Raw genomic sequence first — 26,561 nt, 5'->3', positions numbered from 1 at the left:
CATGGGAGCTCAGCTTCGGGTCTACCGGTCGAAGATCAAATCGGCCCAGACGACCAAGAAGATCACGAGGGCGATGGAGCTCATCTCCGCGTCGCGCATTCAGAAGGCGCAGACCCGGGTGGCTCAGACGACCCCCTACTCCCGTGCGATCACGCGCGCGGTCTCGGCCGTCGCGACCTACTCGAACGTCGATCACCCGCTGACGACCGAGCGCGAGAAGCTCGACACCGCGGCGATCGTGATCTTCACGTCCGACCGCGGTCTGGCCGGTGCGTTCTCGTCGTCGATCCTCAAAGAAGCCGAGAGCCTCGCCGAACTGCTGCGCAGTGAGGGCAAGAAGGTCGTCTACTACCTCGTCGGCCGCAAGGCGGTGGGCTACTTCAGCTTCCGCAAGCGCGACAGCGCGAAGTCGTGGACGGGCGGCACCGACCAGCCCGTCTTCGAGACCGCGAAAGAGATCGCCGATGCCGTGGTCGAGGCCTACAACCTCGACGACGAAGAGGGCGGCGTCGACGAGATCCACCTCGTCTTCAACCGCTTCGTGAGCATGGTGTCGCAGGTTCCCGAGGTGGTTCGCCTGTTGCCGCTCGAGATCGTCGAGGGCGAGGAGCCCGAGACCAACGAGGTCTTCCCGCTCTATGAGTTCGAGCCCGACGCCGAGACGGTTCTCGACGCCCTGTTGCCGATCTACGTCGAGAGCCGCATCTTCAACGCGATGCTGCAGTCGGCGGCCGCCGAGCACGCCGCGCGCCAGAAGGCGATGAAGTCGGCCAGCGACAACGCCGACAACCTGATCCGCGACTACACCCGACTGGCCAACAACGCCCGTCAGAGTGAGATCACGCAGCAGATTTCCGAAATCGTGGGCGGGGCCGACGCACTGGCCTCCGCCAAGTAGACAGCGCCCGTCAGGGCACGTGAAGAAAAGAGAAAGCACAATGACTGACACTGCAACCGCGCCAGTCCAGGCGGAGGAGACGCCCACCGGCCTCGGCCGGGTCGCGCGTGTCACGGGCCCGGTCGTGGACATCGAGTTCCCGCACGACTCGATCCCCGAGGTCTACAACGCGCTCAAGACCACCATCACCATCGGCGGCGAGTCGCACGAGATCACGCTCGAGGTCGCTCAGCACCTCGGCGACGACCTCGTTCGCGCCATCGCCCTGAAGCCCACCGATGGTCTCATCCGCGGTCAGGAAGTGCGCGACACCGGTGCCGCGATCTCCGTTCCCGTCGGTGACGTCACCAAGGGCAAGGTCTTCAACGTCATCGGCGAGGTGCTCAATGCGGCACCCGGCGAGAAGATCGAGATCACCGAGCGCTGGCCCATCCACCGCCGTCCGCCGGCGTTCGACCAGCTCGAGTCGAAGACCCAACTGTTCGAGACCGGCATCAAGGTCATCGACCTGCTCACCCCCTACGTGCTGGGCGGCAAGATCGGCCTGTTCGGTGGAGCGGGCGTCGGCAAGACCGTGCTCATCCAGGAGATGATCCAGCGCGTGGCGCAGGACCACGGTGGTGTGTCGGTGTTCGCCGGTGTCGGCGAGCGCACCCGTGAGGGCAACGACCTCATCCACGAGATGGAAGAAGCGGGCGTCTTCGACAAGACCGCCCTCGTCTTCGGCCAGATGGACGAGCCGCCGGGAACGCGACTTCGCGTCGCCCTGTCGGCGCTGACCATGGCGGAGTACTTCCGCGATGTGCAGAACCAGGACGTGCTGCTCTTCATCGACAACATCTTCCGCTTCACGCAGGCCGGTTCCGAGGTGTCGACCCTTCTCGGCCGCATGCCTTCGGCGGTGGGCTACCAGCCCAACCTGGCCGACGAGATGGGCGTTCTGCAGGAGCGCATCACCTCGACCCGTGGTCACTCGATCACCTCGCTGCAGGCGATCTACGTGCCGGCCGACGACTACACCGACCCGGCCCCGGCCACGACGTTCGCGCACCTCGACGCGACGACCGAGCTCTCGCGTGAGATCGCGTCGAAGGGCCTCTACCCGGCCGTCGACCCGCTCACGTCGACCAGCCGCATCCTCGACCCGCGCTACCTGGGCGCCGACCACTACCGGGTCGCCACCACGGTGAAGCAGATCCTGCAGAAGAACAAAGAACTGCAGGAGATCATCGCGATCCTCGGTGTCGACGAGCTCTCCGAAGAAGACAAGATCACCGTGGCCCGTGCGCGCCGCATCCAGCAGTTCCTGTCGCAGAACACCTACATGGCGAAGAAGTTCACCGGTGTCGAGGGTTCGACGGTTCCGCTGAAAGAGACGATCGAGTCGTTCGACGCGATCGCTCGCGGCGACTACGATCACGTCGCCGAGCAGGCCTTCTTCAACGTCGGTGGCATCAGCGACGTCGAAGAGAAGTGGGCTCAGATCCAGAAGGAGAACGGCTAAGCATGGCTTCTCCGCTGACAGTGAGCGTCGTGTCGGCCGACCAGGAGATCTGGTCGGGCGAGGCGTCGATGGTCATCGCGAAGACCGTCGAGGGTGAGATCGGCATTCTGGCCGGTCACGAGCCGATGCTCGCCATCCTCGCCTCGGGTGAGGTGCGGGTGAACGCCACCGGCGGTGAGCGCATCGTCGCCCGTGCCGACGACGGCTTCCTCTCGGTCGACAACGACGTGGTGACGATCGTCGCCCGCGACGCGGAACTGGTCAAGTAGCACCCGGCCGATCCCATCGGCTCAGGCCGCCGTGCCCGCTCCTCGGAGCAGCACGGCGGCCTTTCCCGTGCGGGGCCGCCGCCGCGCACCTCCCGCGGGCGCACCCTGTCGTGAACCCTCTCGTGAGCCCACCGCCATGAACCTGCTGTCGTGAAAGGAGACGATCCGTGCTCATCCTCCTGCCGCCGTCGGAGACCAAGCGCGACGGCGGATCGGGCGACCCGCTCGACTTCAGCTCCCTCGCGCATCCGCGGCTCTCGCCGACCCGCCGGGCGCTCGTTCGCCGGGTGGTGCAGCTCGCCCGGCGCCCCGACGAGATGATGACCCGGCTGAAACTGGGCCAGAAGCTCGCGTTCGAGGTTGATCGCAATCGCGCCCTCGCGAAGGCGCCCACCATGCCCGCCATCGACCGCTACACCGGCGTGCTCTACGAAGCCCTCGACGCGCCCAGCCTCGCGCCCGATGCCCGCGCGTTCGCGGCCGAGCACGTGCGCATCCACTCGGCGCTGTTCGGCCTGCTGCGGGCGTCGGACCCCATCCCGGCCTACCGGCTCTCGCACGACTCCCGCCTCGACGCCCCGGGCATCAAAGCGACCTGGGGCGCCGCGATCTCGCGCGAACTCGAGGCCCACCGCGGCGAGCTCATCCTCGATCTGCGGTCGGAGGCCTACGTCGGTCTCGGGCCGCTGCCGCCGGGCACCGGCCACTTCGTGCGGGTGGTCACGACCGGCGCCGATGGTCAGCAGCGTGCCCTCAACCACTTCAACAAGAAGGGCAAGGGAACCCTCGTTCGCGCGCTCGTGGAGCACGGGGTCGATTTCGGCACGGTCGACGAACTCGTCGCCTGGGGCGCGGCATCCGGTCACCGCCTGTCGGTGTCGCCCACGGGGGAGCTCCTGCTGGAGGTCTGAGGGGCGGCGGCCGTCGCCGCCGATGGCGGCGCACTCGGCGTGAGGGGCGCGTGCCCGATGCTCTCGTGATCGAGCAGCCAGGCCTTGGTGGCGACGCCTTTGCCCCAGCTGTAGCCCGTGATGCGCCCGCTCGCCGACAGCACACGGTGGCAGCCGACCAGCAACGGGGTGGGGTTCGAGGCGATCGCGCCGCCCACCGCGCGACCCGACCCGACCTTGCCGACCGCCGCCGCGATGGCGCCGTAGGTCGTGACCTCGCCCCAGCCGATGGCCGCGAGCTCTTGCCACACGGCCACCTGGAACGGTGTGCCCCGGTGGGTCACCGGAACGGTGAACCGTCGCCGGTAGCCCTGGAAGTAGTCGAGCAGCGGGGCGACGGCCTCGTCGGCCACCGCGGTGGAATCGTAGGCCAGGCCGTCGTGGGGGAGCGTGCCGTTGCGTTCGATGGCGACCGCGGTGATCGACTCGCCGTCGCTCGCCACCTCGAGACGGCCGATCGGCGTCTCGCAGCGCTGCAGATAGGGCGACGCCGAGCGGAGTTGAATGAGTGTGTCCATGCGCCCGACGGTAGGCCGCCGCGCATCGCCGGCGACCACCCCGGCGGAATCTGTGGATAATTCCGGCCACGCCCGGGATGCGGGAGAAGAAGACAGCGGGAACGGGCTGGCTAAACTCGTTCTCGTGCCTACTCGCTTGTCTTCGTACTTCCTCAGAACCCTTCGTGAAGATCCTTCCGACGCGGAGGTGGCGAGCCATGTGTTGCTCGTGCGCGCCGGCTACATCCGCCGCCAGGCGCCGGGCATCTTCGCGTGGCTGCCGCTGGGGCTGAGGGTCAAGGCGAAGATCGAGGCGATCGTGCGCGACGAGATGGCCGCCGCGGGGGCCTTCGAGGTGCACTTCCCGGCGCTGCTGCCCAAGGAGCCCTACGAGATCACCGGCCGCTACGACGAGTACGGCCCCGGCATGTTCCGGCTGAACGACCGCAAAGACGCCGGCCTCGTGCTGGCGCCGACGCACGAAGAGGTGTTCACGCTGCTCGTGAAAGACCTCTACAACAGCTACAAAGACCTGCCGTTGACGATCTTCCAGATCCAAGACAAATACCGCGACGAGGCACGCCCTCGCGCTGGTCTGCTGCGCGGCCGCGAGTTCACGATGAAAGACGCCTACTCGTTCGACTACACCGATGCAGGGCTGGATGCCTCCTACCAGGCGCAGCGCGACGCCTACGAGCGCATCTTCACCCGGCTCGGTCTCGAGTACGTGATCGTCAAGGCCGATGCCGGCGCCATGGGCGGCTCGAAAAGCGAGGAGTTCCTGCACCCGACACCCGTGGGCGAAGACACCTTCGTGCGCTCGGCCGGCGGCTACGCGGCCAACGTCGAGGCGTTCACGACGCTCGCGCCCGACGCGAAGCCCCTCGAGGGCCTTCCCGCCGCCGAGGTGCACGACACCCCCGACACACCCACCATCCAGAGCCTGGTCGACGCCGCGAACGCCGACCACCCGCGCGCCGACGGCAGCGCCTGGACCGCGGCCGACACCCTGAAGAACGTGGTGCTCACCCTCGTGCACCTCGACGGCACGCGCGAGCTCGTGGTGATCGGCCTGCCCGGCGACCGCGAGGTCGACCTGAAGCGCGCCGAGGTGGCGTTCGCCCCGGCCGAGGTCGAGGCGGCCAACGAGGCCGATTTCGCCAAGCACCCGGGCCTGGTGAAGGGCTACATCGGGCCGTGGTCGACGGGCGGCGCCGTGCTCGGCGACGGGTCGAGCACCGGCATCCGCTATCTCGTCGACCCGCGGGTGGTCGACGGCACGCAGTGGATCACAGGCGCCAACGTGCCCGGCGAGCACGTGTTCGGCCTGGTGGCCGGGCGCGACTTCGTGGCCGACGGCACCATCGAGGCGGCCGAGGTGTTGGCCGGCGACCCGGCTCCGGATGGCTCGGGCCCCGTCGAGCTCGCTCGCGGCATGGAGATCGGCCACGTGTTCCAGCTCGGCCGCAAGTACGCCGAGGCGCTCGGGCTCAAGGTGCTCGACGAGAACGGCAAGCTCGTCACCGTCACGATGGGCTCCTACGGCATCGGCGTGACGCGCATCCTGGCGATCATCGCCGAGCTCAACAACGACGACAAGGGCCTCATCTGGCCCCCCACGGTCGCGCCGTTCGACGTGCACGTCATCGCCACCGGCAAAGACCCGGCCATCTACGAGGCCGCCGAGCGCGTGGTGCTCGACCTCGAGGCGAAGGGGCTCGACGTGCTCTTCGACGACCGGCCCAAGGTCTCGCCCGGCGTGAAGTTCGGCGACGCCGAACTCATCGGCGTTCCGACGATCGTGATCGTCGGCCGCGGGGTGGCTGACGGGGTCGTCGAGCTCTGGGATCGCAGAAGCGGAGAGCGAACGCAGGTCGCTCTGGATGCCGTGGCCGCCAGCTTCAGGTAGTCTTTGCGTTTGACTGCCGGATGAATCGGCATCTAGATCTGAACAGAGGAGGCCGGAAATGGACATCGACCTCAGCGTCTTACGTCTCTTGGAACGCGAACGAGAGATTCCCTTCGAGGAACTCGTGGGAATCATCGAGCAGGCCATCCTGACGGCATTCCTCAAGCACACCGACCGGCCGGCCACGACCGAAGACGGCACGGTTTCGGCGCGCGTGCACCTCGATCGCAAGACCGGGCACATCTCCATCTACGTTCCCGAATACGACGAAGACGACGTGCTCATCGGCGAGGCCGAGGAGAACCCGAGCGACTTCGGCCGCATCGCCGCCTTCGCCGCGAAGCAGGTGATCAACCAGCGTCTGCGCGACATCGCCGACGACCACGTGCTGGGCGAGTTCCGCGGCCGCGAGGGCGACATCGTCGCCGGAGTGATCCAGCAGGGGCCCAACCCGCGCATGGTGCACGTCGACCTCGGCACGATCGAGGCGATCCTGCCTCCTGAAGAGCAGGTTCCGGGCGAGAGCTACACCCACGGTTCGCGCATCCGCGTCTATGTCACGAGCGTGGCCAAGGGTCCGAAAGGCCCCTCGATCACCGTGTCGCGCACACACCCGTCGCTCGTGCGCAAGCTCTTCGCGCTCGAGGTGCCTGAGATCGCCTCGGGCGTCGTCGAGATCGTGTCCCTTGCCCGCGAGGCCGGCCACCGCACGAAGATCGCGGTGCGTGCCACGGAGCCCGGCGTGAACGCCAAGGGCGCCTGCATCGGCGAACTGGGCCAGCGTGTGCGCGCGGTCACCGCCGAGCTCGGCAACGAGAAGATCGACATCGTCGACTACTCCGACGACCTGCCCACCTTCGTGGCGAACGCGCTCTCGCCTGCCAAGGTGTCGAGCGCCTTCGTGATCGACGAGTCTCTCAAGGCCGTTCGCGCCCTCGTGCCCGACTACCAGCTGTCGCTGGCCATCGGCAAAGAGGGGCAGAACGCCCGCCTCGCCGCCAAGCTCACGGGCGCCAAGATCGACATCCAGCCCGACTCCATCCTCGATGGCGACTGACCACGTCGATGGCGACTGAGCACGACCCCGTTCGAACCTGCGTCGGCTGCCGCAAGCGCGGCAGCCGATCCGAGCTGTTGCGGTTCGTGGCATCCGAGGGCCGGCTCGTGATCGACGAGCGGCGGAGCCTCCCCGGTCGCGGGGCGTGGCTGCACCCGGATGCCGCGTGCGCCGCCCGCGCGGAACGCTCGAGGGCCTTCCCCCGCGCGTTACGGGCACCCGCGTCGATCGACCTGCAGGCCGCCGAATCGGTCGGCTGACAGCGGAGCCCGCCCGGCGCGGGGTGTACTATGGAGTAGATGAGAATGCGTGCGGGGTTCCGCGTGCGTGCCAGGCGGTCTCCCCGTGAGAATCGCCATCCCCATCCCGGCCCCCTACTCCGTTCGCGGCAGTTCGATGCCCGGACCGGTGCGCACGAGGTCGCCGCGAAGCGCATCCACGTGCTCGCAGGGTCACCCCGCGAGAACGGCCCGATCAGTTCAACAGACCCGGCGCTCGCGCCAGAATGACTGAAAAAGTGACCAGCTAATGAGTGACAAGCACTAATGAGCGGCTCGAAATGAGACCCCTCCGCTACTAATGGTCTGCCTGTTTCGGGTAGACCCGAGACAGGAGAATTGTGGCTGCAAAACCACGTGTACATGAAGTCGCCGCCGAGCTCGGCGTCGACAGCAAGGTCGCCCTTGCAACCCTCAAAGAGATGGGCCAGTTCGTGAAGGGCCCCTCTTCGAGCATCGAACCCCCCGTCGCCCGGCGGCTGCGTGAGGCCCTGATCAAGGCCGGCGCCACCTCGACGGGTGCTTCTGCCGCGCCCGCTCCCAAGGCGGCGACGCCCGGAAGCGGTCCGCGCCCGGGAGCGCGACCGGCTCCGGCGGCACCCGTGGCCGCCGCGCCCAGCGCTCCGGCCGCGGCTCCCGCCTCACCGGCTGCTGCGGCTCCGGCTCCGGCCGCCGCGCCCGCCGCCAAGGCTCCGGCCGCGCCCGCCCCGGCGGCGCAGGCTGCTCCGGCTGCGTCCGCGGCACCCGCTGCTCCGAAGTCCGACGCTGCTCCGGCGGCGCCGGCCGCGGAGTCCGGCTCGTCTGACACCGCTGCCCCCCGTCCCGGCGCTCCGCGTCCGGGCATCCCGCGCCCGGGCAACAACCCGTTCGCGAGCCAGCAGGGCATGCAGCGCCCCGGCGCCACCCGCCCCGGCAACAACCCGTTCGCGAGCCAGCAGGGCATGCAGCGCGGTGGCGCCGGTGCCGGCGGTGGCGGAACCAACTCGGCCATCCCGCGTCCTGGCGCTCCTCGTCCCGGCGCCCCGCGCCCGGGTGCTCCTCGTCCCGGCGCTCCGCGTCCGGGCGGTCCCGGCGGCTTCCGCCCGGGCGGAGCGGGTGCCGGCGGCTTCCGCCCCGGTGCGGCTCAGGGTGGCGGCGCGCGACCGGCTCCGGGTTCGCCCGGATTCCGTCCGGGCGGCGCTCCCGGCGGCGGTGGCTTCGCGCCTCGCCCCGGCGCCGGCGGTCGTGGCCGTGGCCCCGGTGGTGGAACCGCCGGTGCGTTCGGTCGCGGTGGCGGCAAGAGCAAGGCTCGCAAGTCGAAGCGCACGAAGAGAGCAGAATTCGAGCTCAGAGAAGCTCCGTCGCTCGGCGGCGTGAGTGTTCCCCGCGGCGACGGCAACACCGTCGTGCGGCTGCGTCGTGGTGCCTCCATCACCGACTTCGCCGACAAGATCGACGCGAGCCCGGGCAACCTGGTGACGGTGCTGTTCCACCTCGGTGAGATGGCGACGGCGACCGAGTCGCTCGACGAGGCCACCTTCCAGGTGCTCGGCGAAGAGCTCGGCTACAAGATCATGGTCGTCTCGCCCGAAGAAGAAGACCGCGAGCTGCTCGAGGGCTTCGACATCGATCTCGACCAAGAGCTGGAAGACGAGACCGACGAAGACCTGGAGATCCGTCCCCCGGTCGTCACCGTCATGGGTCACGTCGACCACGGTAAGACGCGCCTTCTCGATGCGATCCGCAACGCGAACGTCGTCGCCGGTGAGGCGGGTGGCATCACCCAGCACATCGGTGCCTACCAGGTCGTCACCGAGCACGAGGGCATCGAGCGCCCGATCACCTTCATCGACACGCCGGGCCACGAGGCGTTCACCGCCATGCGTGCCCGTGGTGCGCAGGTGACCGACATCGCGATCCTCGTGGTCGCGGCCGACGACGGCATCATGCCGCAGACGATCGAGGCACTGAACCACGCCCAGGCGGCCAACGTGCCGATCGTGGTCGCGGTGAACAAGATCGACAAGGCCGACGCCAACCCGGCGAAGGTGCGTCAGCAGCTCACCGAATTCGGCCTCGTGGCCGAGGAATACGGTGGAGACGTCATGTTCGTCGACGTGTCGGCGCGCAACGACATCGGCATCCAAGATCTGCTCGACGCGGTGCTCCTCACCGCCGACGCCGGTCTCGACCTGCGGGCCAACCCCAACAAGGATGCCCGCGGCGTGGCGATCGAAGCCAAGCTCGACAAGGGCCGTGGTGCGGTGGCGACCGTGCTCATCCAGTCGGGAACGCTCCGCGTCGGAGACGCGATCGTGGCCGGCACCGCCTATGGGCGCGTGCGGGCGATGGTCGACGAGAACGGCGTGACCGTGACCGAGGCGACCCCGTCGCGTCCGGTGCAGGTGCAGGGTCTGTCGACCGTGCCCCGAGCCGGCGACACCTTCCTCGTCACCGAGGAGGACCGCACCGCGCGTCAGATCGCTGAGAAGCGTGAAGCCGCCGAGCGCAACGCCCAGCTGGCCAAGGCCCGCAAGCGCATCTCGCTCGAAGACTTCACCCGTGCTCTCGAAGAGGGCAAGGTCGAGGCGCTCAACCTCATCATCAAGGGTGACGTCTCGGGTGCCGTCGAGGCACTTGAGGAGTCGCTGCTCAAGATCGAGGTCGACGACAGCGTTCAGCTGCGCATCATCCACCGTGGTGTGGGTGCTGTCACCGAGAGCGACGTCAACCTGGCCACCGTCGACAACGCGATCATCATCGGGTTCAACGTGCGGCCCGACACGAAGGCGCGCGAGCGCGCCGCTCGTGAAGGCGTCGACATCCGGTTCTACTCGGTCATCTACAACGCGCTCGACGACATCGAGTCGTCGCTCAAGGGCATGCTCAAGCCCGAGTTCGAAGAGGTGCAGTCGGGTGTGGCCGAGATCCGCGAGATCTTCCGTTCTTCGAAGTTCGGAAACATCGCGGGTGTCATCGTGCGGTCGGGAACGATCACGCGGAACGCCAAGGCCCGGGTCATCCGCGAGGGTGTCGTGGTGGGGGACAACCTCGCCATCGAGTCGCTGCGCCGGTTCAAAGACGACGTCACCGAGGTGCGCACGGACTTCGAGGCCGGTATCGGTCTCGGCAAGTTCAACGACATCCAGATCGGCGACGAGATCGAGACCATCGAGATGAAAGAGAAGCCCCGCGTCTAGCGAGAGGCTGACGGAGGAGTGGTGAGGCCGAGGTCTCACCACTCCTTCGTGAAGAACGACTGAAAGGCAGGATGCTGTGGCTGATCCGGCTCGTGCCGCCAAGATGGCGGACCGTATCAAGGTGATCGTGGCGAAGACGCTCGAGCGCGGTCTCAAAGACCCGCGGCTGGGTTTCGTGACGATCACGGATGTGCGGGTGACAGGAGATCTGCAGCACGCCTCGATCTTCTACACCGTCTACGGCGACGACCGCGAGCGGGCCGATTCGGCTGCCGCTCTGAAGTCGGCCACCGGCATGCTGCGGAGCGAGGTCGGCAAGAACATCACGGCGCGGCTCACGCCGTCGCTCGAGTTCATCGCCGACGCGCTGCCCGAGAACGCGCAGGCGCTCGAGGGCCTGCTGGCCGAGGCCCGCGCCCGCGATGCCGAGGTCGAGGGTCTGGCGAAGACGGCGCAGTACGCCGGCGACGAAGACCCCTACGTGAAGCCGCGGGTGATCGACGACGACGACGAGAGCTGACGCTCTCAGGACGAATCGAGCCCTGCCTCAGGGGAGGGCGAAGAGGTCGTCGGCGGTCGCGGTGACCAGGCCGTCTTTGAGGAGCCCGGCCAGCGCACGCCCGAACTGGGCGGCATCCGGCACGGCTTCGGCCAGCACGTGCGTCGGCACCGCGCCGTCGGAGGCGCGCAACACCGCGAGGATCGCGCCGCGGGCCTGCCGGTCAGACCCCTCGTAGCGTTTCTGCGTCGGCCGGCGCGCGACGTCGGTGGCAGGATAGCCCGCCTGACGCCAGGCGCACACCTCGGCCAGCGGGCAGCGTTCGCACGTCGGGGAGCGCGCCGTGCACACCAGCGCGCCGAGCTCCATCATGCCGGCGTTGAACCTTGCCGCATCGTCGTCGTCGGCGGGTAGCAGAGCCGCCATGGCAGGCAGGTCGTGCCGGGCGTTCGGGGCTGCGGCATCCGGTTGCGCCTCGACCGCCCGGGCGATGACCCGGCGCACGTTGGTGTCGACGACCGGATGCCGCGAGCCGAACGCGAACACGGCGACGGCGCGGGCGGTGTAGTCGCCGACGCCCGGCAGGCTGAGCAGCGCTGGAACGTCGTTCGGCACGGCGCCGTCGAAGCGGTCGGTGATCGCCACGGCGCAGGCGTGAAGATTGAGGGCGCGGCGGGGGTAGCCGAGCGACTGCCAGGCGCGCACCGCATCGCCCGCCGGCGCCGCGGCGAGGTCGGCCGGCGTGGGCCAGCGCGTGAGCCACTCGTCGAGACGCGGGATGACCCGCACCACCGGGGTCTGCTGCAGCATGAACTCGCTGACCAGCGTGCCCCAGGGCGGAAAGCCGGGCCGCCGCCACGGCAGGTCGCGCGCGTGTACCCCGAACCAGTCGATCACCCGGGTGGCGAACTGCCGGGCGGCGGAGTCGGTCTCGGCGGGCATCCCTCCACCCTAGGCGGCGCCGCCGACGCGTCTACACTCGGAGCATGGTGCAACCTCCGGATGCGGCGAGCGAGTTCGCCGACGCCCTGGTCGGCGAGATCAGGCACAAGTACAAGCTCGGTCGCGTGATCGTGGGCATCGACGGTGTCGAAGGCACCGCGCCCTTCGCCGACGAGCTCGGCCGCGCGTTCACCCGGGCGGGCTCGACCGTGGTGCGGGCGTCGCTCGACGACTTCCAGCGGCCGCGCGCGGCCCGTGAGCTGCGAGGTGAGCACTCGCCCGAGGGCTACTACTTCGACCGCTACGACCTCTCCACGCTGAAGCGCGTGCTGATCGAGCCGTTCCGCATGGCCGGAAGCACCGGGTTCCAGACCGCGTCGTTCGACGCCGCTCGCGATGTCGACCGCGAGTCGAAATGGCTCACCGCGCCCGCCGACGCCGTGCTCGTGCTCGACGGCCCGTTCCTGCAGCGACCGGGCCTGCGCGGCCAGCTCACGTTCACCGCCTACCTCGAGGGCAGCCGGTTCGGCCTCGCGCCCGAGGTGATCGGCGCCGACGATCTCTACCAGGCCGAGGCCTCCCCGCGCTTCGGGGCGAGTGCCATCGTCGAGATCGCCGACCCGCAGCACCCGCGCCGGAGCTTCGCCGACTCCTGTTAGCGTGGCAGGCGTGCCGAATTCCTCTCCGCGCCGCGAGCAGTCGACGATCAGCGGCATCCTGCTGGTCGACAAGTCGGGCGGCCTGACCAGCCATGACGTGGTCGCCCGCACCCGCCGCCTGGCCGGCACCCGCAAGGTCGGCCACGCCGGCACCCTCGACCCGCTCGCGACCGGGCTGCTGCTGCTCGGCCTCAACAGCTCGACCCGGCTGCTGACCTACCTCGTCGGTCTCGATAAGGAGTACCTCGCCACCGTGCGGCTCGGCGCCGCCACCACGACCGACGACTCCGAGGGCGAGATCACCACGACGGCGGCACCGGATGCCGTCGAGGCCCTCGACCCGGCGGACATCGAGCGCGCGTTCGACACGCAGCGCGGCACGATCACGCAGGTTCCGAGCTCGGTGAGCGCCATCAAGGTCGACGGTCAGCGCGCCTACGCCCGGGTGCGCTCGGGCGAGGAGGTCGTGCTCGCCGGCCGCACCGTGACCATCTCCGAGATCGCGCTGCTCGCCGAACCCCGCTCCGCGACCGACGACGAGGGCCGGCCGTTCGTCGACGTCGATGTTCGGGTGGTGTGCTCGTCGGGCACCTACATCCGGGCGATCGCGCGCGACGTCGGGGCCGCCCTCGGCGTCGGCGGCCATCTCACGAGCCTGCGCCGCACGCGCGTCGGCCCGTTCGCCGTGACCGACGCGCACACCCTCGAGCAACTCGGCGACCTCGCCCCGTCGACGCTGCCCCTTCTCGAACCCGCGGATGTCGCCCGGCGGCTCTTTCCGGTGCTCGACGTCGCCACCGCCGAAGCCATCGCCCTCGGGCACGGGCAGCGCATCGCGGTCGATGCCGAGCGGGTCGGCGCCCCGGCATCCGGCGCGGGGCCGGCATCCGGCCCCGTCGCCGCCATCACGCCCGAGGGCCGCTTGCTCGGCCTGGTCGAGATCGTGGCGGGTTCGGCCAAGAGCATCGTCAATTTTCCGCCCGACGAGTATGCGACGGTGGCAGGGGGAGCAATCTCGTGATCGAATGGTTCACCATCGTGCAGGTCGTGGTGGCCGTGGCCGCCGGGCTGCTCTGCGTCGTGCTCGGGCTCGCCGGCCGCGTGCCCAACGACCTCACCATGGGCGCCACCGCCCTGGTCGAACTGCTGCTCATCGTGCAGCTCGTGGTGGCCATCGCCTCTCCGGCCTTCGGCAACGAGGCCCGCGGCAGCCTGCTCGAGTTCTACATCTATCTGATCTCGGCCGTGCTGCTGCCGATCGGCGGCGGGTTCTGGGCGCTGATCGAGCGCTCGCGCTGGAGCACGGTCATCCTCGGCGCCGTGTGCCTCGCGGTCGCCGTGATGGTCTACCGCATGAACGTGATCTGGTTCGTGCAGGGAACCTGAACGGCCCGATCGCGTCGGCCCGTGCCATAAACTCGTACTGCCATGGCACACGACACCCTTGTGAAACCCGCTCCGACCCGCGCCCGTGGAATCGGGCGGGTGCTCATCGTCGTCTACGCGATCCTCGCCCTCGCCGCCACGGGCCGGTCGGTCTACGAGATCATCGCGAAGTTCGACCAGGCCCCGTTCGCCTACACGCTCTCGGCCATCGCCGCCGTGGTCTACATCGTCGCCACCGTGGCCCTCATCGCGCCGGGCCCGGTGTGGTACCGCGTCGCCTGGGTGACCATCTCGTTCGAGCTCGTCGGGGTGCTCACGGTCGGCACCCTGAGCCTGTTCCTGCCCGACCTGTTCGCGAAGGCCTCGGTGTGGTCGTGGTACGGCATGGGCTACCTCTTCATTCCGCTCGTGCTGCCCGTGCTCGGCATGCTGTGGTTGCGGCGCACGAGGTGAAGACCTACACCGACCTCGCCGAGGTTCCCCAGCCGTTCGGGCCGTCGGCCGTCACGATCGGCAAGTTCGACGGCGTGCACGCCGGCCACCGGGCCGTGATCAGCGAGCTGGTCGACGTCTCGCGTGCCCGCGGGCTCACGTCGGTCGTCATCACGTTCGACCGGCATCCGCTCGCCCAGCTCGACCCCTCGGCGCGCCCCGACGCGCTCGTCAGCAACGAGCAGAAGCTGCTGCTGCTCGAGCAGACCAGGGTCGACGTCGCCCTGTTCGTGAAGTTCGATCAGGCCCTCGCGTCGATGAGCCCCCGGCAGTTCGTGTCGCAGGTGCTGCACGACGTGTGCAACACGAAGGTCGTGATGGTCGGTTCCGACTTCCGCTTCGGCGCCCGGGGGGAGGGCACGATCGACACGCTGCGCACCCTCGGAACCGAGTTCGGCTTCGACGTCGACCTGATCGCCGAGGTGAAACCCGACGAGTCGCGCAAGGTGTCGTCGACCTGGATCCGCGAGCTGCTCGCCGGCGGCGACGTCGAACGAGCGGGAGAGCTGCTCGGCCGCGCACCCTCCGTGCGCGGAATGGTCGTGCACGGGGCCGCGCGGGGGCGCGAACTCGGCTTTCCGACCGCCAACCTGTCGCCCGAGTCGGAGGGGCTCATCCCCGCCGACGGGGTCTACGCCGGCTGGCTCACCGACGGCGACCAGCGCTACCCCGCCGCCATCTCGGTGGGCAGCAACCCGACGTTCGAGGGCGTGCCGCCGAAGCAGGTCGAGGCCTACGTGCTCGATCGCGAGATCGATCTCTACGACCACGTCGTCGACGTGTCGTTCGTGTCGCGCATCCGCGGTCAGGTGCGCTACACCGGCATCGACCCGCTGATCGCGCAGATCAGTGCCGACGTCGACGCGGTGCGCGCGTTGCTCCATGACGGCGCCTGAGTCGGCCTCGCCGGCCCCGTCGCCGCGACCTCGGCCGCTGTGGCACGGGCGCGCGTTCGCGCTGCTCGCCGTGGTGTTCGTGGCGCTCAACCTGCGCACGGCCGTCAGCGCGCTCTCGCCGATCTTCGACGAGATCGAGCACGACATCGCGCTCGGCAGCATCGGCATCGGCTTTCTCGGCACGCTGCCGCCCATCTGCTTCGCGGTGTTCGGTCTCGTCGCCCCGGTCGTGCAACGGCGGTTCGGGCTCGAGCCCGTCATGGTGGCGGCGCTGGTCATCATCCTCGTCGGGCACGTCGCGCGCGGCGCATCCGGCTCCTATGCCGTGCTCGTTGTCGCGAGCACGCTGACGTTCGCGGGCATGGGCGTCGCGAACGTGCTGCTGCCGCCGCTGGTGAAGAAGTACTTCCCCGACCGCATCGGCCTGGTCACCTCGATCTATGCCACGGTCATGTCGATCGGGGCATCCGTGCCCGCTCTCGTCGCCGTGCAGGTAGCCGACACCGCCGGCTGGCGAATCTCGGTGGGCATGTGGTCGGTGCTGGCCGTGCTGGCGCTGCTGCCCCTGGTGGTCGTGGCGGCGGGTGCACGCCGAACGGATGCCGCGGCCCCCGTCGCCGCCGGCCGCCATCGCCCGAGCGGCCGCATCGTGACCTCGCCGATCGCCTGGTCGCTGATGCTCGTGTTCGCCCTCACCTCGGTGAACGCCTATGCGATGTTCGCCTGGCTGCCCGAGATTCTGCAGGGTCTCACCTCGGTGTCGCCCGCCCAGTCGGGAGCCCTACTCGCCCTGTTCGCCTTCATGGGGCTGCCGGCCGCCCTGCTCGTGCCGCTGCTCGCCGTGCGGCTGAAGAACGTGGGCGGGCTCATCGTGGCGGGCGTGGCGTTCTATGTCATCGGTTACGGCGGGCTGCTGCTCGCGCCCGACTCGGTGCCGTGGTTCTGGGTGGCGTGCGTGGGTCTCGGGCCGCTGCTGTTCCCGCTCGCCCTCGTGCTCATCAACCTGCGCACGCGCACGCAGGAGGGCTCGGTGGCGCTGAGCGCGTTCGTGCAGGGCTTCGGTTACGCCCTCGGGGCGCTGGGCCCCCTGATCGTCGGCGTGCTGCACGACGCGACCGATGGTTGGACACTTCCTCTCGTCTTCCTGCTCGTCACGGCGCTCGCCTTGACGATCTGCGGCATTGTCGTCGCCCGGCCCCGGTTCGTCGAAGACGAGTGGCACAATTGATCGATGCGCTGAACACGACCGAGTGCGGCGCAGGCAACGACGAGAGAAATACGGAGACGTCGTGACGATAGAACGAGCGGTCAGCCCGGCGCAGCGCGCCCTCGCGATTCTGGGCGACGACCTCACCGAATCCACCCTCAAGCGCTACCTCGACGGCATCCCCGGTGTCGACGCGGTCGGGCTCGAGCAGCGCGCCGCGGCCCTCGGCACGCGGTCGATCAAGACCACGTCGAAAGCCTGGGCGCTCGACCGCATCATCGAACTGATCGACCTCACGACGCTCGAGGGCGCCGACACCCCCGGCAAGGTGCGATCGCTCGTGGCCAAGGCCGTGCTGCCCGACCCCTCCGACCTCAGCACGCCGCAGGTGGCCGCGGTGTGCGTCTACGGCGACATGGTGCCCTACGCCGTCGAGGCCCTCGGCGCGGCTCATTCGGCCGGCACCGACGAGGGCATCAACGTCGCCGCCGTGGCCACCGCGTTCCCCTCGGGGCGCGCCTCGCTGGCCGTGAAGCTCGCCGACACCGCGGATGCTGTGGCCGCCGGCGCCGACGAGATCGACATGGTCATCGACCGGGGTGCGTTCCTCTCCGGCCGCTACGGGCGCGTGTTCGACGAGATCGTGGCGGTGAAGGAGGCCTGCCGTCGCGACGACGGGTCGTTCGCGCACCTCAAGGTGATCCTCGAGACGGGCGAGCTCAACACCTACGACAACGTTCGCCGGGCGTCGTGGTTGGCGATCCTCGCCGGCGGCGACTTCATCAAGACGTCGACCGGAAAGGTCGCCCCGGCGGCCACCCTGCCCGTGACCCTGCTCATGCTCGAGGTCGTGCGGGACTGGCATCGCCTCACCGGCGAGCAGATCGGGGTGAAGCCCGCGGGCGGCATCCGGTCGTCGAAGGATGCGATCAAATACGTCGTCACCGTGGCCGAGACCGTGGGCGAGGAGTGGTTGCAGCCGCACCTGTTCCGGTTCGGCGCGTCGAGCCTGCTGAACGACGTGCTGCTGCAGCGTCAGAAGATGAAGACCGGGCACTACTCCGGCGCCGACTACGTGACGATCGACTAGACCCGAGACTTGAGAGAACCAACCATGTCATTCCTCGAATACGCGCCGGCTCCCGAGTCGACCGCCATCCTCGATCTGAAGCCCGAGTACGGGCTGTTCATCGGCGGCGAGTTCGTCGCGGCCGGCGGCGGGTCGTTCCGCACCATCTCGCCGGCCACCGAGAAGCAGATCGCCCTCATCGCGAACGCCGACGACGCCGACGTCGATCGTGCGGTTGCCGCGGCCCGCAAGGCCTACGACAAGACCTGGTCGAAGCTCTCGGGCCGCGATCGCGGAAAGTACCTGTTCCGCATCGCGCGGCTCGTGCAGGAGCGCGCCCGCGAACTCGCCGTGGCCGAGTCGCTCGACAACGGCAAGCCGATCAAAGAGAGCCGCGATGTCGACGTGCCGCTCGTGGCCGCCTGGTTCTTCTACTACGCCGGCTGGGCCGACAAGCTCGACTACGCCGGCCTCGGGGCGAACCCTCGGGCGCTCGGCGTGGCCGCCCAGGTCATTCCGTGGAACTTCCCGCTGCTGATGCTGGCGTGGAAGATCGCGCCGGCTCTCGCCGCGGGCAACACCGTGGTGCTGAAGCCCGCCGAGACCACCCCGCTGACGGCGTTGCTGTTCGCCGAGATCCTGCAGCAGGCCGACCTGCCCGCGGGCGTCGTGAACATCATCACCGGCGCGGGCGAGACCGGGCGTGCGCTCGTCAACCACCCCGACGTGAACAAGGTCGCCTTCACCGGGTCGACCGCGGTCGGCCGCGAGATCGCCCGGTCGACGGCCGGGTCGGGCAAGAAGCTCACCCTCGAGCTCGGCGGCAAGGCGGCGAACATCGTGTTCGACGACGCGCCGATCGACCAGGCCGTCGAGGGCATCGTCAACGGCATCTTCTTCAACCAGGGTCACGTCTGCTGCGCCGGTTCCCGGCTGCTCGTGCAGGAGAACATCCACGACGACGTCGTCGAGCGCTTGAAGTCGCGGCTCTCGACACTGCGGGTGGGCGATCCGCTCGACAAGAACACGGATGTCGGGGCCATCAACTCGGCCGAGCAGCTCGCCCGCATCCGAGAGCTCTCCGACGTCGGCGAGGCCGAGGGCGCCGAGCGGTGGTCGCCGGCGTGCGACCTGCCGGCCGAGGGGTTCTGGTTCGCGCCGACCATCTTCACCAACGTGTCGACGTCGCACCGCATCGCGCGCGAGGAGATCTTCGGCCCGGTGCTCTCGGTGCTCACCTTCCGCACTCCGGCCGAGGCGATCGCCAAGGCGAACAACACCCCCTACGGGTTGTCGGCGGGCATCTGGAGCGACAAGGGATCGAAGATCCTGGCCGTGGCCGACAAGTTGCGGGCGGGTGTGGTGTGGGCGAACACCTTCAACCGGTTCGATCCGGCGTCGCCGTTCGGCGGTTACAAGGAGTCGGGTTACGGCCGCGAGGGCGGCCGCCAGGGTCTCGCCGCCTACCTGAAGGGATCGAAATGAGCCACGTCGCCGTGCCCAAGACCTACAAGCTGTTCGTCAACGGCGCGTTTCCGCGCAGCGAGTCGGGCCGCGTCTACGAGGTGACCACGCCCAAGGGCGTCTTCCTCGCCAACGCCGCCAAGGCGTCGCGCAAAGACGCCCGTGATGCGATCGTGGCCGCCCGGGCCGCGGTGGGCGGCTGGGCCGGCGCGACCGCCTACAACCGCGGGCAGGTGCTCTACCGGGTCGCCGAGGTGCTTGAGGGCCGGCGCGCCCAGTTCGAAGACGAGATCGTGCGGCTGGAGGGCGTCAGCGCCGGTGCCGCGCGCGCCCAGGTCGACGAGGCGATCGACCGCTGGGTCTGGTATGCCGGGTGGACCGACAAGTTCGCCCAGGTGAGCGGCAACGCCAACCCCGTCGCCGGCCCCTACTTCAACCTCTCGGTGCCCGAGCCGACCGGCGTGGTGGCGGTCGTCGCGCCGCAGGACAGCTCGCTGCTCGGCCTCGTGAGCGCCGTCGCCCCGGCCCTCGTGGCCGGCAACACGGTGGTCGTGGTGGCGAGCGAGGCGTTCCCGCTCTCGGCCATCACCCTCGCCGAGGTGCTCGCCACGAGCGACCTGCCGAAGGGTGTCGTCAACGTGCTCACGGGCTCGCCGGCCGAGATCGCCCCGTGGCTCGCCAGCCACGCCGACGTGAACGCGCTCGACCTCGTGGGCGCGGCCGAGCTCGAGTGGATCGACCTCGAGATCGCGGCCGCCGAGACGCTCAAGCGCGTCTATCCGCCGGAGTCGGGCCCGGATGCCGCCGCCCCCAGCCTCGCGCGCATCACCGCCTTCACCGAGACGAAGACGGTGTGGCACACGAAGTCCCTGTTGTAGCCCCCTGACGAGCAGCGCTTGGCAGCACACCCGGCAGTCCGCCCGGAATCGCGAGCGGGTGTCGGTGCTCCGGGCTAGCTTGAGGGCATGACCGACTCACAGCGCCTTGCCCTCGTCACCGGAGCCACCGGATACATCGGGGGCCGACTGGTGCCGCGGCTGCTGGAGGCCGGGTTCGCCGTGCGGGTGTTCGTGCGGGCACCGGAGAAGCTGCGCGATGTTCCGTGGGCGGCATCCGTCGACGTCGCCGTCGGAGACCTCGGTGACCCCGAGTCGATCGCCGCGGCGGTCGAGGGCGTCGACGTGTTCTACTACCTGGTGCACTCGATGGGCGGCAAGAAGAACTTCGAAGACACCGAGCTCGAGTCGGCGAAGAACGTGGCGACGGCCGTCGCAGCCGCGGGCGTGAAGCGCATCGTCTACCTGGGCGGGCTGCATCCCACCGAGGGCGCTCTGTCCCCGCATCTGCGATCGCGCGAGGCCGTGGGGCGCATCCTGCTCGATTCCGGGGTGCCGACCGCGGCGCTGCAGGCGGGAGTGGTGATCGGGTCGGGGTCGACGTCGTTCGAGATGATCCGGCACCTCACCGACGTGCTGCCCTACATGCCGGCGCCCAAGTGGGTGCGCAACTTCATTCAGCCGATCGCCGTGCGCGACGTGCTCTATTACCTCGTGAAGGCGGCCGATCTGCCGGCCGATGTGAACCGCACCTTCGACATCGGCGGGCCCGACGTGCTGCGCTACGGCCAGATGATGAACGGCTACGCGCTCGAAGCGGGCTTGAAGCAGCGCCCGATCGCCGCCCTGCCGGTGCTCACGCCCTGGCTGGCCTCCCAGTGGGTGAACCTCGTGACGCCGATTCCGCGGGCCCTGGCGATGCCGATCATCGCGTCGCTGCAGTTCGACTGCGTCACGCACGAGCACGACATCCGCGATTTCGTGCCCGATCCGGATGGCGGGCTGACGCATTACCGACGGGCGGTGCGGCTGGCTCTCGAGAAAGAGCGGGCCGGCGAGGTCGAGACGAGCTGGCAAGACGCCTTCGTCGACGGCGCCGTGAGCGACCCGCTGCCGAGCGACCCCGACTGGGCCGGTCACACCGTGTTCCTCGACGTGAAGGAGCGCACCACGAGTGCCCGCGTCGAAGACCTGTGGCGGGTCATCGAGGGCATCGGCGGGCAGAACGGGTGGTATTCGTTCCCGCTCGCCTGGGCGGTGCGGGGGTGGATGGACAAGCTGGTCGGGGGAGTGGGGCTCCGCCGCGGACGGCGCAGCGCCACTCGGCTCAACACGGGCGACGCGCTCGACTTCTGGCGGGTGGAGCAGATCGACCGTGGCCAATTCTTGCGCCTGCGGGCCGAGATGCGGGTGCCGGGGCGGGCGTGGCTCGAGATGCGTGCCCGGGCGACCGACGACGGGGGCTCGGTCTACGACCAGCGCGCCATTTTCTTTCCCCGCGGGCTCGGGGGCCGGCTCTACTGGTTCGCCATCCTGCCCTTCCACGGCATCATCTTCAACGGCATGGCGAACCGCATCACGGCGACGGCCGCGGCGGCCGAGAACACCGGGGCGGCGGCAGCGTGAGCGGGTTTAACGGCCCGCGCGCGAGCGGCTGTTAACATGGAGGGGAACGATCTTCACCAGGAGGCGCAGATGTCCGGTAAAGCCAAGACGGTGTTCGTGGGCGACAGCCTCACCGAGGGTGGGCGGTGGCAGGAGTGGTTCCCCGACGTCGAAGCGATCAACCTCGGCGTCGGCGGCGAGACCACCGAGGGGCTGATCGACCGCCTCGACGAGGTCGCCGCGCACGATCCCGACACGGTCGTGCTGCTGATCGGCACCAACGACGTGGCGAACCGCCGTGCCGTCGAGCAGGTGGTTCGCAACATCGAGACCATCCTCGTGAACCTGCGGGCGGCTCTGCCTGACGCGCGCATCCTCGTGCAGTCGGTGCTGCCGCGCGGCCAGGAGTACGCCGCCTTCGTCAAAGAGATCAACCGCCACATCTGGCAGTTCGCGGCCACGGTGAAGGCGCACTACCTCGATCTGTGGCCCGTCATGGCTCTCGACGACGGCGAGCTCAACCCCGCCTACTCCGAAGACCGGCTGCACCTGAACGACGCGGGCTACGAGGCGTGGCTCTCCGAACTCGTGCCGGCGCTCGAGCGGGTGCACGATCTGCCGCCGTCGAGCCGGCCGATCCGGCTGCCCGAACTCGGCAACGTCTGAGTTCTGCGCTCCGCCCCGACGCTCGCCTCAGAGCCGGGCGATCAGGCCTTCGAAGAACCGGATGCCGGTGAAGAACGTGCTCACCGACATCCGCTCGTCCTTGGCGTGCAGTGTGGCGCGCTCGTCGCTCGACATCTCGAACGGGCTGAACCGGTAGACCGTGCGGCTGAGCGTCGCGAACTGCCGCGAGTCGGTGGCGCCGGTCTGCACGTAAGGGGTCACGATGGCCGTGGGGTAGGCCGACGTGATGGCGTCGGAGAGCAGGTTCCAGGTGGGGCCGGACATCTGCGACACGGGGGCGGGCTCGTTCGCGCTCTGCACCTCGACCCGCACGGCGGGGTCGGCGATCACGCGCTCGAGTCGTCGGCGCGTGCCCTCGACCGTGGAGCCGATCGCGATGCGCGCGTTGACCACGGCGGTCGCCTGCTCGGCGAGGGCGTTGGCCGCGAGGCTTCCGGAGAGCTGGGTCACGGCGATCGTGGTGTGCAACAGGGCCGCGGTCTCGTCGGTGAGGCGGGAGAGCACCAGCACCAGCAGCGGGCGGAACAGATTCACCCTCGTGAAGACGAACCGGATCGCTCCGCGGCCGTGCGCGCCGACGGTGGCGAGCATGCGGCCGGTGACCGGATTGATGCGCGACGGGAACGGCCGTTTCGACAGGCGCACGATCGCGCGGGCAAGCCGATTCGTCGCGGTGTCGCGCGGAGGGGTCGACGCGTGCCCGCCCGGCTGCTCCACCGTGAGGCGGAACATCGTCGTGCCCTTCTCGCTCACACCGACGACGGCGACCGGCCGGTCGACGGTGGGAAAGAGCTTCTCGACCACCGCGCCGCCCTCGTCGAGCACGAGGCCGATGCGCACGCCGCGGGCGGTCAGCAGGTCGACCACGGCGGCGGCGCCCGTGCCGTCGACCTCTTCGTCGTGGCCGAAGAGCAGGTAGAGGTCGTGTCGGGGCGCGAACCCCGTGGTCACCGTGCGCTCGACGGCCTCGAGGATGCTCACCGCCGACGCCTTGTTGTCGAGCGTTCCGCGCCCCCAGAGCACGCGGTCGTCTCCGCGCCCGGTGACCTCGGCGGCGAACGGCGGATGCCGCCACCCCTCGTCGGTGGCCGCGACCACGTCGTAGTGCGCCATGAGCACGGAGGCGGGCCCCGCCTCGGTGCCCTTCCACCGGAACAGCAGCGTGTGGCCGCCCACCAGCTCGCGCTCGAGGGCCCCGTGCGTCGCCGGGTAGAGCTCTTCGACCGCAGCCACGAACGCCTCGAACGCCGCCCAATCGACCTCGGCCGCATCCCCCCGCGAGATCGTCGGAATCCGCACGAGCGCCCGCATTCGCTCGAGCGCCCCCTCGTCGCCGGCCGCGCGCGTGCTCTGGCTCGCGCTCGTGGCGGCGGGCTGTGCGGCGGCGGCGCGCGATCCCGCTTCGGCCCCGCTCCCCGGTGCATCCGCGGCGTCGCTCATCCGCCCAGTCTACAAACCGCCCGCCCGCCCCTCGGGCAGCACCCGCGCCCGCGTCCCCTCCCTCCCGGTAGCGCAAACGCACCCAAACGGGGCCGCAGAGAGCTCTTTCCGCGACCGCAGCGCGACCGGTTGCCCTCGGCCAGACACTTGCTCCCGCTCGCACCCCAGACTCGGCATCCGGGTCGCACGGAAGTACGCATCGTGGGCGGCAAGGAGCATTTTGTGCGACCGCGGCGCAAACGTTGCTGCTCGGGCGGGGACATGGTGCGGCGCTCACCTCTGGGCGCGGCATCCGGGTCGCGTCAAAGCACGCAACGAGCGCGGCAGGGAGCACTTTGTGCGACCGCGGCGCAAACGTTGTCGCTCGGGCGGGGACGCTGGGCGGCGCTGGCCTCCGGGCGCGGCATCCGGGTCGCGTGAAGGCACGCAACGGGGGGGCGCAGGGAGCAGTTTGTGCGACCGGGGTGTTAGTGCTCGGGTGCGGGTGGGCGCGCTCCTACTTGGCGGATGGCGCGCGCTGCACAGGCCACTCCGGATCGGCAGGCCGCGGCCAGCGTGGCGGTGTCGAGGTCGGGGCCGATCGCGTGACCCGAATCCAGCAGGCTCGTCACGAATCCGGCGCTGAAGGCATCGCCGGCGCCCGTGGTATCGACCGGGTCGACGAGCACGGCAGGCACGGCCACCGGCCCGTGCTGGCGGCTCGCGGCGAGCACCCCGCCGCGTCCGAGCGTGAGCGCCACCACCTCGGCGTGCTCGAGCAAGGCGTTCAGGATGCCGGCGGGCTCGTCATGCCCGGTGAGCGCCCGCCCCTCGTCGAGATTGGGAATGAGGATCGTCGATCCCGCGGTGGCCGCCAGCAGGCTCTCGGCACCGTGATCGGCGATGAAGCCGGCCGATCCGGGGTTCACCGACACCGACATCCCGGCCGCTCGCGCTTCGGCGATGAGCCCGGCGAACGCAGCGCCAGGCGAGCCGGCACTCGCATCGCCACGCGAGCCCGGCCCCGCACCTGCATCGGCGCCCGCGCCCTCCCTCGCGCCCGCACGCGAACCCGCGTCGGCGGCGAACACCGAGTAGCCCGTGAAGTGCAGGTGCCCACCGGGCGCGAACAGCGAGCGATCGACGTCGCCGGGCCCCGTGAGCGCGTTCGCCCCGCGCTCGGTGAGCATCGAGCGGGTGCGATCGGGCTGCAGCACGACCACGATCGTGCCGGTCGGCGTCGAAAGCTCCCCGCGCAGATGCGGCACAACACCCGAGCGCGCGAGCAGCCCGGAATGCCGCTCGACGTCGTCGGCCCCCACCCGCCCGAAGAAGTGCGTCGGCCGCCCCAGGTGGGCGAACCACGCCGCAGCGTTCGCGGCCGACCCGCCCGCCCGCCGCTCGATGCTCGCCATCGTGTCGGTGTCGGGCCGGATGTCGCCAACGGGCGTCACGATGACGTCATCGATCACGTCACCGAACACCACGACGGATGCCGCCGCCCCACCGCTCACGTCAGTCGTCGGATTCGGCGTTGAGCGCGCTCCACGCGATCGCGATCTCGCCCGCGAGCCGCACATTGTTGCGAGCGATGTCGAGGTTGACCTCGAGGCTCTTGCCACCCGAGGCGTCGACGATGAAGCCGAGCAGGAACGGCGTGACCGCCTTGCCCGTCACCCCGGCCGCGGATGCCGCGTCGAACGCCGTGGCCAGCACACGGTCGTGCTCCGCCGGGTCCCACTGCTGGTCGACCGGCAGCGGATTCGCCACCACGATGCCCTGCCCGTGCCCCAGGTCGTCTTGGCTGCGCATCACGCGCGCGATCTCGGCCGCGTCGTCGACCTGCCAGTCGATCGTGTAGCCCGAACCGCTCAGCCAGAAGCTCGGGAAGTCGGTGGTGCGATACCCCAGCACCGGCACGCTGAGCGTCTCGAGGCGCTCGAGCGTGGCCGGGATGTCGAGCACCGACTTCACACCGGCCGACACGACGGTCACACCCGAGATGGCGAGCGAACTCAGGTCGGCCGATTCGTCGAACGATTCGGATGCGCCGCGATGCACGCCGCCGAGCCCGCCGGTCGCGAACACGCGCACTCCGGCGCGGCCCGCGAGGTAGGCCGTGGCGGCGACCGTCGTGGCCCCGCTCGCACCCTTGGCCGCGAGGATCGGGAGGTCGCGCACGCTGGCCTTCGCCATCGGCTCCGAGGCGATGCGCTGCACGCCCGCCGCGTCGAGACCGATGCGCGGCACGCCGTCGAGCACGGCGATGGTCGCGGGCGTGACGCCCGACGCCCGCAGGATCTGCTCGAACTCGACGGCCGCCTCATGGTTGCGGGGCCGGGGGAGTCCGTGCGAGATGATGGTCGACTCGAGCGCCACCACCGGGCGCCCTTCATCGAGCGCCTCCGCGACCTCGTCGGAGACGAGGAACGGGGCGAGACGCTTCCCGCTCAGTGGAGGCGCGCTTTCAGTGCGACGACCGGGTCGGCCGCGGTGAGCACGCCGGGGCCGAAGCGCAGCATCGTGATGGTGTGCGACACCGGGCCGGTGCCGGCCGACAGGCGCGTGGCGACGGTGGCGCGCTCCCAGATGAGGATCGCCTCCTGGGCCAGCTGCACGGTCAGGCCGAGCGGCTGCGTGTTGCCCGAACGCACATCCGGAAGCGTGTACCCACCCAGGCCCGCGAGCGTCGCGTAGACGTCGGAGACCTCTTTCTGCGGCAGCGGCACAGCGCCCTGCCCGGCGAAGACGGCGACGAAAAGGCGAGCGGCCAGCTCTTCGGGATCTGCCGTCCACAGGCCCTCGGGCCCGGCGAACAGAGGAGTCGAAGGACCCGTGGGAATTGTCATGGACTCACCA

26 protein-coding genes are annotated in these 26,561 nt (G+C 69.7%); 20 read left to right on the top strand and 6 right to left on the bottom strand.

Annotated elements, in window-relative coordinates:
• Position 1 precedes the first annotated feature (1 nt).
• The 4 genes from N1032_RS09510 to N1032_RS09495 all read left to right on the top strand — a co-directional run bounded on the left by N1032_RS09510 (position 2) and on the right by N1032_RS09495 (position 3,582).
• Positions 2 to 898, top strand: coding sequence for a F0F1 ATP synthase subunit gamma (locus N1032_RS09510; protein ID WP_259538823.1), 897 nt, complete (start codon positions 2 to 4; stop codon positions 896 to 898).
• A 40-nt stretch (positions 899 to 938) separates the two neighbouring features.
• Positions 939 to 2,402 carry a F0F1 ATP synthase subunit beta gene (atpD, locus tag N1032_RS09505; protein ID WP_259538822.1) on the top strand — a complete coding sequence of 488 codons (1,464 nt, stop codon included), beginning with the start codon at positions 939 to 941 and terminating at the stop codon, positions 2,400 to 2,402.
• Positions 2,403 to 2,404: 2 nt separating this feature from the next.
• Positions 2,405 to 2,671 (top strand): F0F1 ATP synthase subunit epsilon, encoded by a 267-nt coding sequence (locus tag N1032_RS09500; RefSeq protein WP_259538821.1) that lies wholly within the window; start codon positions 2,405 to 2,407, stop codon positions 2,669 to 2,671.
• Between the two features lie 167 nt (positions 2,672 to 2,838).
• Entirely contained in the window at positions 2,839 to 3,582 is a 744-nt protein-coding gene (locus tag N1032_RS09495; RefSeq protein WP_259538820.1) for a YaaA family protein, read from the top strand.
• On the opposite strand, the gene N1032_RS09490 is transcribed toward N1032_RS09495, so the two are convergent.
• Positions 3,534 to 4,139, bottom strand: a complete 606-nt coding sequence (locus N1032_RS09490; RefSeq protein ID WP_259538819.1) for a methylated-DNA--[protein]-cysteine S-methyltransferase — start codon at positions 4,137 to 4,139, stop codon at positions 3,534 to 3,536. The genes N1032_RS09495 and N1032_RS09490 overlap by 49 nt on opposite strands.
• 124 nt (positions 4,140 to 4,263) lie before the next feature.
• On the opposite strand from N1032_RS09490, the gene N1032_RS09485 reads away from it, so the two are divergent.
• From N1032_RS09485 to rbfA, 5 genes are all read left to right on the top strand, one after another.
• Positions 4,264 to 6,027: a proline--tRNA ligase gene (locus N1032_RS09485; RefSeq protein ID WP_259538818.1), complete on the top strand. Its 1,764-nt coding sequence runs from the start codon at positions 4,264 to 4,266 to the stop codon at positions 6,025 to 6,027.
• Between the two features lie 58 nt (positions 6,028 to 6,085).
• Positions 6,086 to 7,084 (top strand): transcription termination factor NusA, encoded by a 999-nt coding sequence (gene nusA / locus N1032_RS09480; RefSeq protein WP_259538817.1) that lies wholly within the window; start codon positions 6,086 to 6,088, stop codon positions 7,082 to 7,084.
• 8 nt (positions 7,085 to 7,092) lie between these two features.
• Positions 7,093 to 7,344 carry a YlxR family protein gene (locus N1032_RS09475; RefSeq protein WP_259538816.1) on the top strand — a complete coding sequence of 84 codons (252 nt, stop codon included), beginning with the start codon at positions 7,093 to 7,095 and terminating at the stop codon, positions 7,342 to 7,344.
• 359 nt (positions 7,345 to 7,703) lie between these two features.
• Positions 7,704 to 10,541: a translation initiation factor IF-2 gene (infB, locus tag N1032_RS09470; RefSeq protein ID WP_259538815.1), complete on the top strand. Its 2,838-nt coding sequence runs from the start codon at positions 7,704 to 7,706 to the stop codon at positions 10,539 to 10,541.
• A gap of 76 nt (positions 10,542 to 10,617) precedes the next feature.
• Positions 10,618 to 11,061 carry a 30S ribosome-binding factor RbfA gene (gene rbfA, locus N1032_RS09465; protein WP_259538814.1) on the top strand — a complete coding sequence of 148 codons (444 nt, stop codon included), beginning with the start codon at positions 10,618 to 10,620 and terminating at the stop codon, positions 11,059 to 11,061.
• 27 nt (positions 11,062 to 11,088) lie between these two features.
• Here the strand turns inward: rbfA and N1032_RS09460 are convergent, their stop codons facing one another.
• Positions 11,089 to 11,982, bottom strand: coding sequence for an HhH-GPD family protein (locus N1032_RS09460; RefSeq protein ID WP_259538813.1), 894 nt, complete (start codon positions 11,980 to 11,982; stop codon positions 11,089 to 11,091).
• 44 nt (positions 11,983 to 12,026) lie between these two features.
• Between N1032_RS09460 and N1032_RS09455 the strand changes: the two genes are divergently transcribed.
• From N1032_RS09455 to N1032_RS09405, 11 genes are all read left to right on the top strand, one after another.
• Positions 12,027 to 12,641 carry a nucleoside/nucleotide kinase family protein gene (locus N1032_RS09455; RefSeq protein WP_259538812.1) on the top strand — a complete coding sequence of 205 codons (615 nt, stop codon included), beginning with the start codon at positions 12,027 to 12,029 and terminating at the stop codon, positions 12,639 to 12,641.
• 10 nt (positions 12,642 to 12,651) lie between these two features.
• Positions 12,652 to 13,662 (top strand): tRNA pseudouridine(55) synthase TruB, encoded by a 1,011-nt coding sequence (gene truB / locus N1032_RS09450; RefSeq protein ID WP_259538811.1) that lies wholly within the window; start codon positions 12,652 to 12,654, stop codon positions 13,660 to 13,662.
• Positions 13,659 to 14,027 (top strand): hypothetical protein, encoded by a 369-nt coding sequence (locus N1032_RS09445; protein ID WP_259538810.1) that lies wholly within the window; start codon positions 13,659 to 13,661, stop codon positions 14,025 to 14,027. Before truB ends, N1032_RS09445 begins: the two co-directional genes overlap by 4 nt.
• A 42-nt stretch (positions 14,028 to 14,069) precedes the next feature.
• Positions 14,070 to 14,480, top strand: a complete 411-nt coding sequence (locus N1032_RS09440) for a hypothetical protein (RefSeq protein WP_259538809.1) — start codon at positions 14,070 to 14,072, stop codon at positions 14,478 to 14,480.
• Positions 14,477 to 15,415 (top strand): bifunctional riboflavin kinase/FAD synthetase, encoded by a 939-nt coding sequence (locus tag N1032_RS09435; protein ID WP_259538808.1) that lies wholly within the window; start codon positions 14,477 to 14,479, stop codon positions 15,413 to 15,415. The genes N1032_RS09440 and N1032_RS09435 overlap by 4 nt, the downstream gene beginning before the upstream one ends.
• Positions 15,402 to 16,643, top strand: coding sequence for an MFS transporter (locus N1032_RS09430; RefSeq protein WP_259538807.1), 1,242 nt, complete (start codon positions 15,402 to 15,404; stop codon positions 16,641 to 16,643). The genes N1032_RS09435 and N1032_RS09430 overlap by 14 nt, the downstream gene beginning before the upstream one ends.
• Before the next feature lie 61 nt (positions 16,644 to 16,704).
• Complete coding sequence (gene deoC / locus N1032_RS09425) at positions 16,705 to 17,712, top strand: deoxyribose-phosphate aldolase (protein WP_259538806.1); 1,008 nt, start codon at positions 16,705 to 16,707, stop codon at positions 17,710 to 17,712.
• 24 nt (positions 17,713 to 17,736) lie between these two features.
• Positions 17,737 to 19,176, top strand: coding sequence for an aldehyde dehydrogenase family protein (locus tag N1032_RS09420; protein ID WP_259538805.1), 1,440 nt, complete (start codon positions 17,737 to 17,739; stop codon positions 19,174 to 19,176).
• On the top strand, positions 19,173 to 20,033 hold the full coding sequence (locus N1032_RS09415; RefSeq protein ID WP_259538804.1) for an aldehyde dehydrogenase family protein: 861 nt from the start codon (positions 19,173 to 19,175) through the stop codon (positions 20,031 to 20,033). Before N1032_RS09420 ends, N1032_RS09415 begins: the two co-directional genes overlap by 4 nt.
• Before the next feature lie 87 nt (positions 20,034 to 20,120).
• Positions 20,121 to 21,617, top strand: coding sequence for an SDR family oxidoreductase (locus N1032_RS09410; RefSeq protein WP_259538803.1), 1,497 nt, complete (start codon positions 20,121 to 20,123; stop codon positions 21,615 to 21,617).
• A gap of 69 nt (positions 21,618 to 21,686) precedes the next feature.
• A complete protein-coding gene (locus N1032_RS09405) occupies positions 21,687 to 22,262 on the top strand; it encodes a GDSL-type esterase/lipase family protein (RefSeq protein WP_259538802.1) in 576 nt (191 codons plus the stop codon).
• 27 nt (positions 22,263 to 22,289) lie between these two features.
• Here the strand turns inward: N1032_RS09405 and N1032_RS09400 are convergent, their stop codons facing one another.
• From N1032_RS09400 to N1032_RS09385, 4 genes are all read right to left on the bottom strand, one after another.
• Entirely contained in the window at positions 22,290 to 23,723 is a 1,434-nt protein-coding gene (locus N1032_RS09400; protein ID WP_259538801.1) for a M20/M25/M40 family metallo-hydrolase, read from the bottom strand.
• Between the two features lie 467 nt (positions 23,724 to 24,190).
• A complete protein-coding gene (locus tag N1032_RS09395; protein ID WP_310795938.1) occupies positions 24,191 to 25,216 on the bottom strand; it encodes a carbohydrate kinase family protein in 1,026 nt (341 codons plus the stop codon).
• A 1-nt stretch (position 25,217) separates the two neighbouring features.
• Positions 25,218 to 26,156 (bottom strand): pseudouridine-5'-phosphate glycosidase, encoded by a 939-nt coding sequence (locus N1032_RS09390; RefSeq protein ID WP_259539172.1) that lies wholly within the window; start codon positions 26,154 to 26,156, stop codon positions 25,218 to 25,220.
• Positions 26,153 to 26,551 carry a hypothetical protein gene (locus N1032_RS09385; protein WP_259539196.1) on the bottom strand — a complete coding sequence of 133 codons (399 nt, stop codon included), beginning with the start codon at positions 26,549 to 26,551 and terminating at the stop codon, positions 26,153 to 26,155. The genes N1032_RS09390 and N1032_RS09385 overlap by 4 nt, the downstream gene beginning before the upstream one ends.
• Positions 26,552 to 26,561 lie beyond the last annotated feature (10 nt).

The sequence above is a fragment of the Herbiconiux daphne genome (genome assembly GCF_024979295.1).
Lineage (GTDB): Bacteria > Actinomycetota > Actinomycetes > Actinomycetales > Microbacteriaceae > Herbiconiux > Herbiconiux daphnes.
The sequence above is the reverse complement of the archived record's forward strand: the minus strand, read 5'-3'. Positions and strand labels throughout refer to the sequence as shown.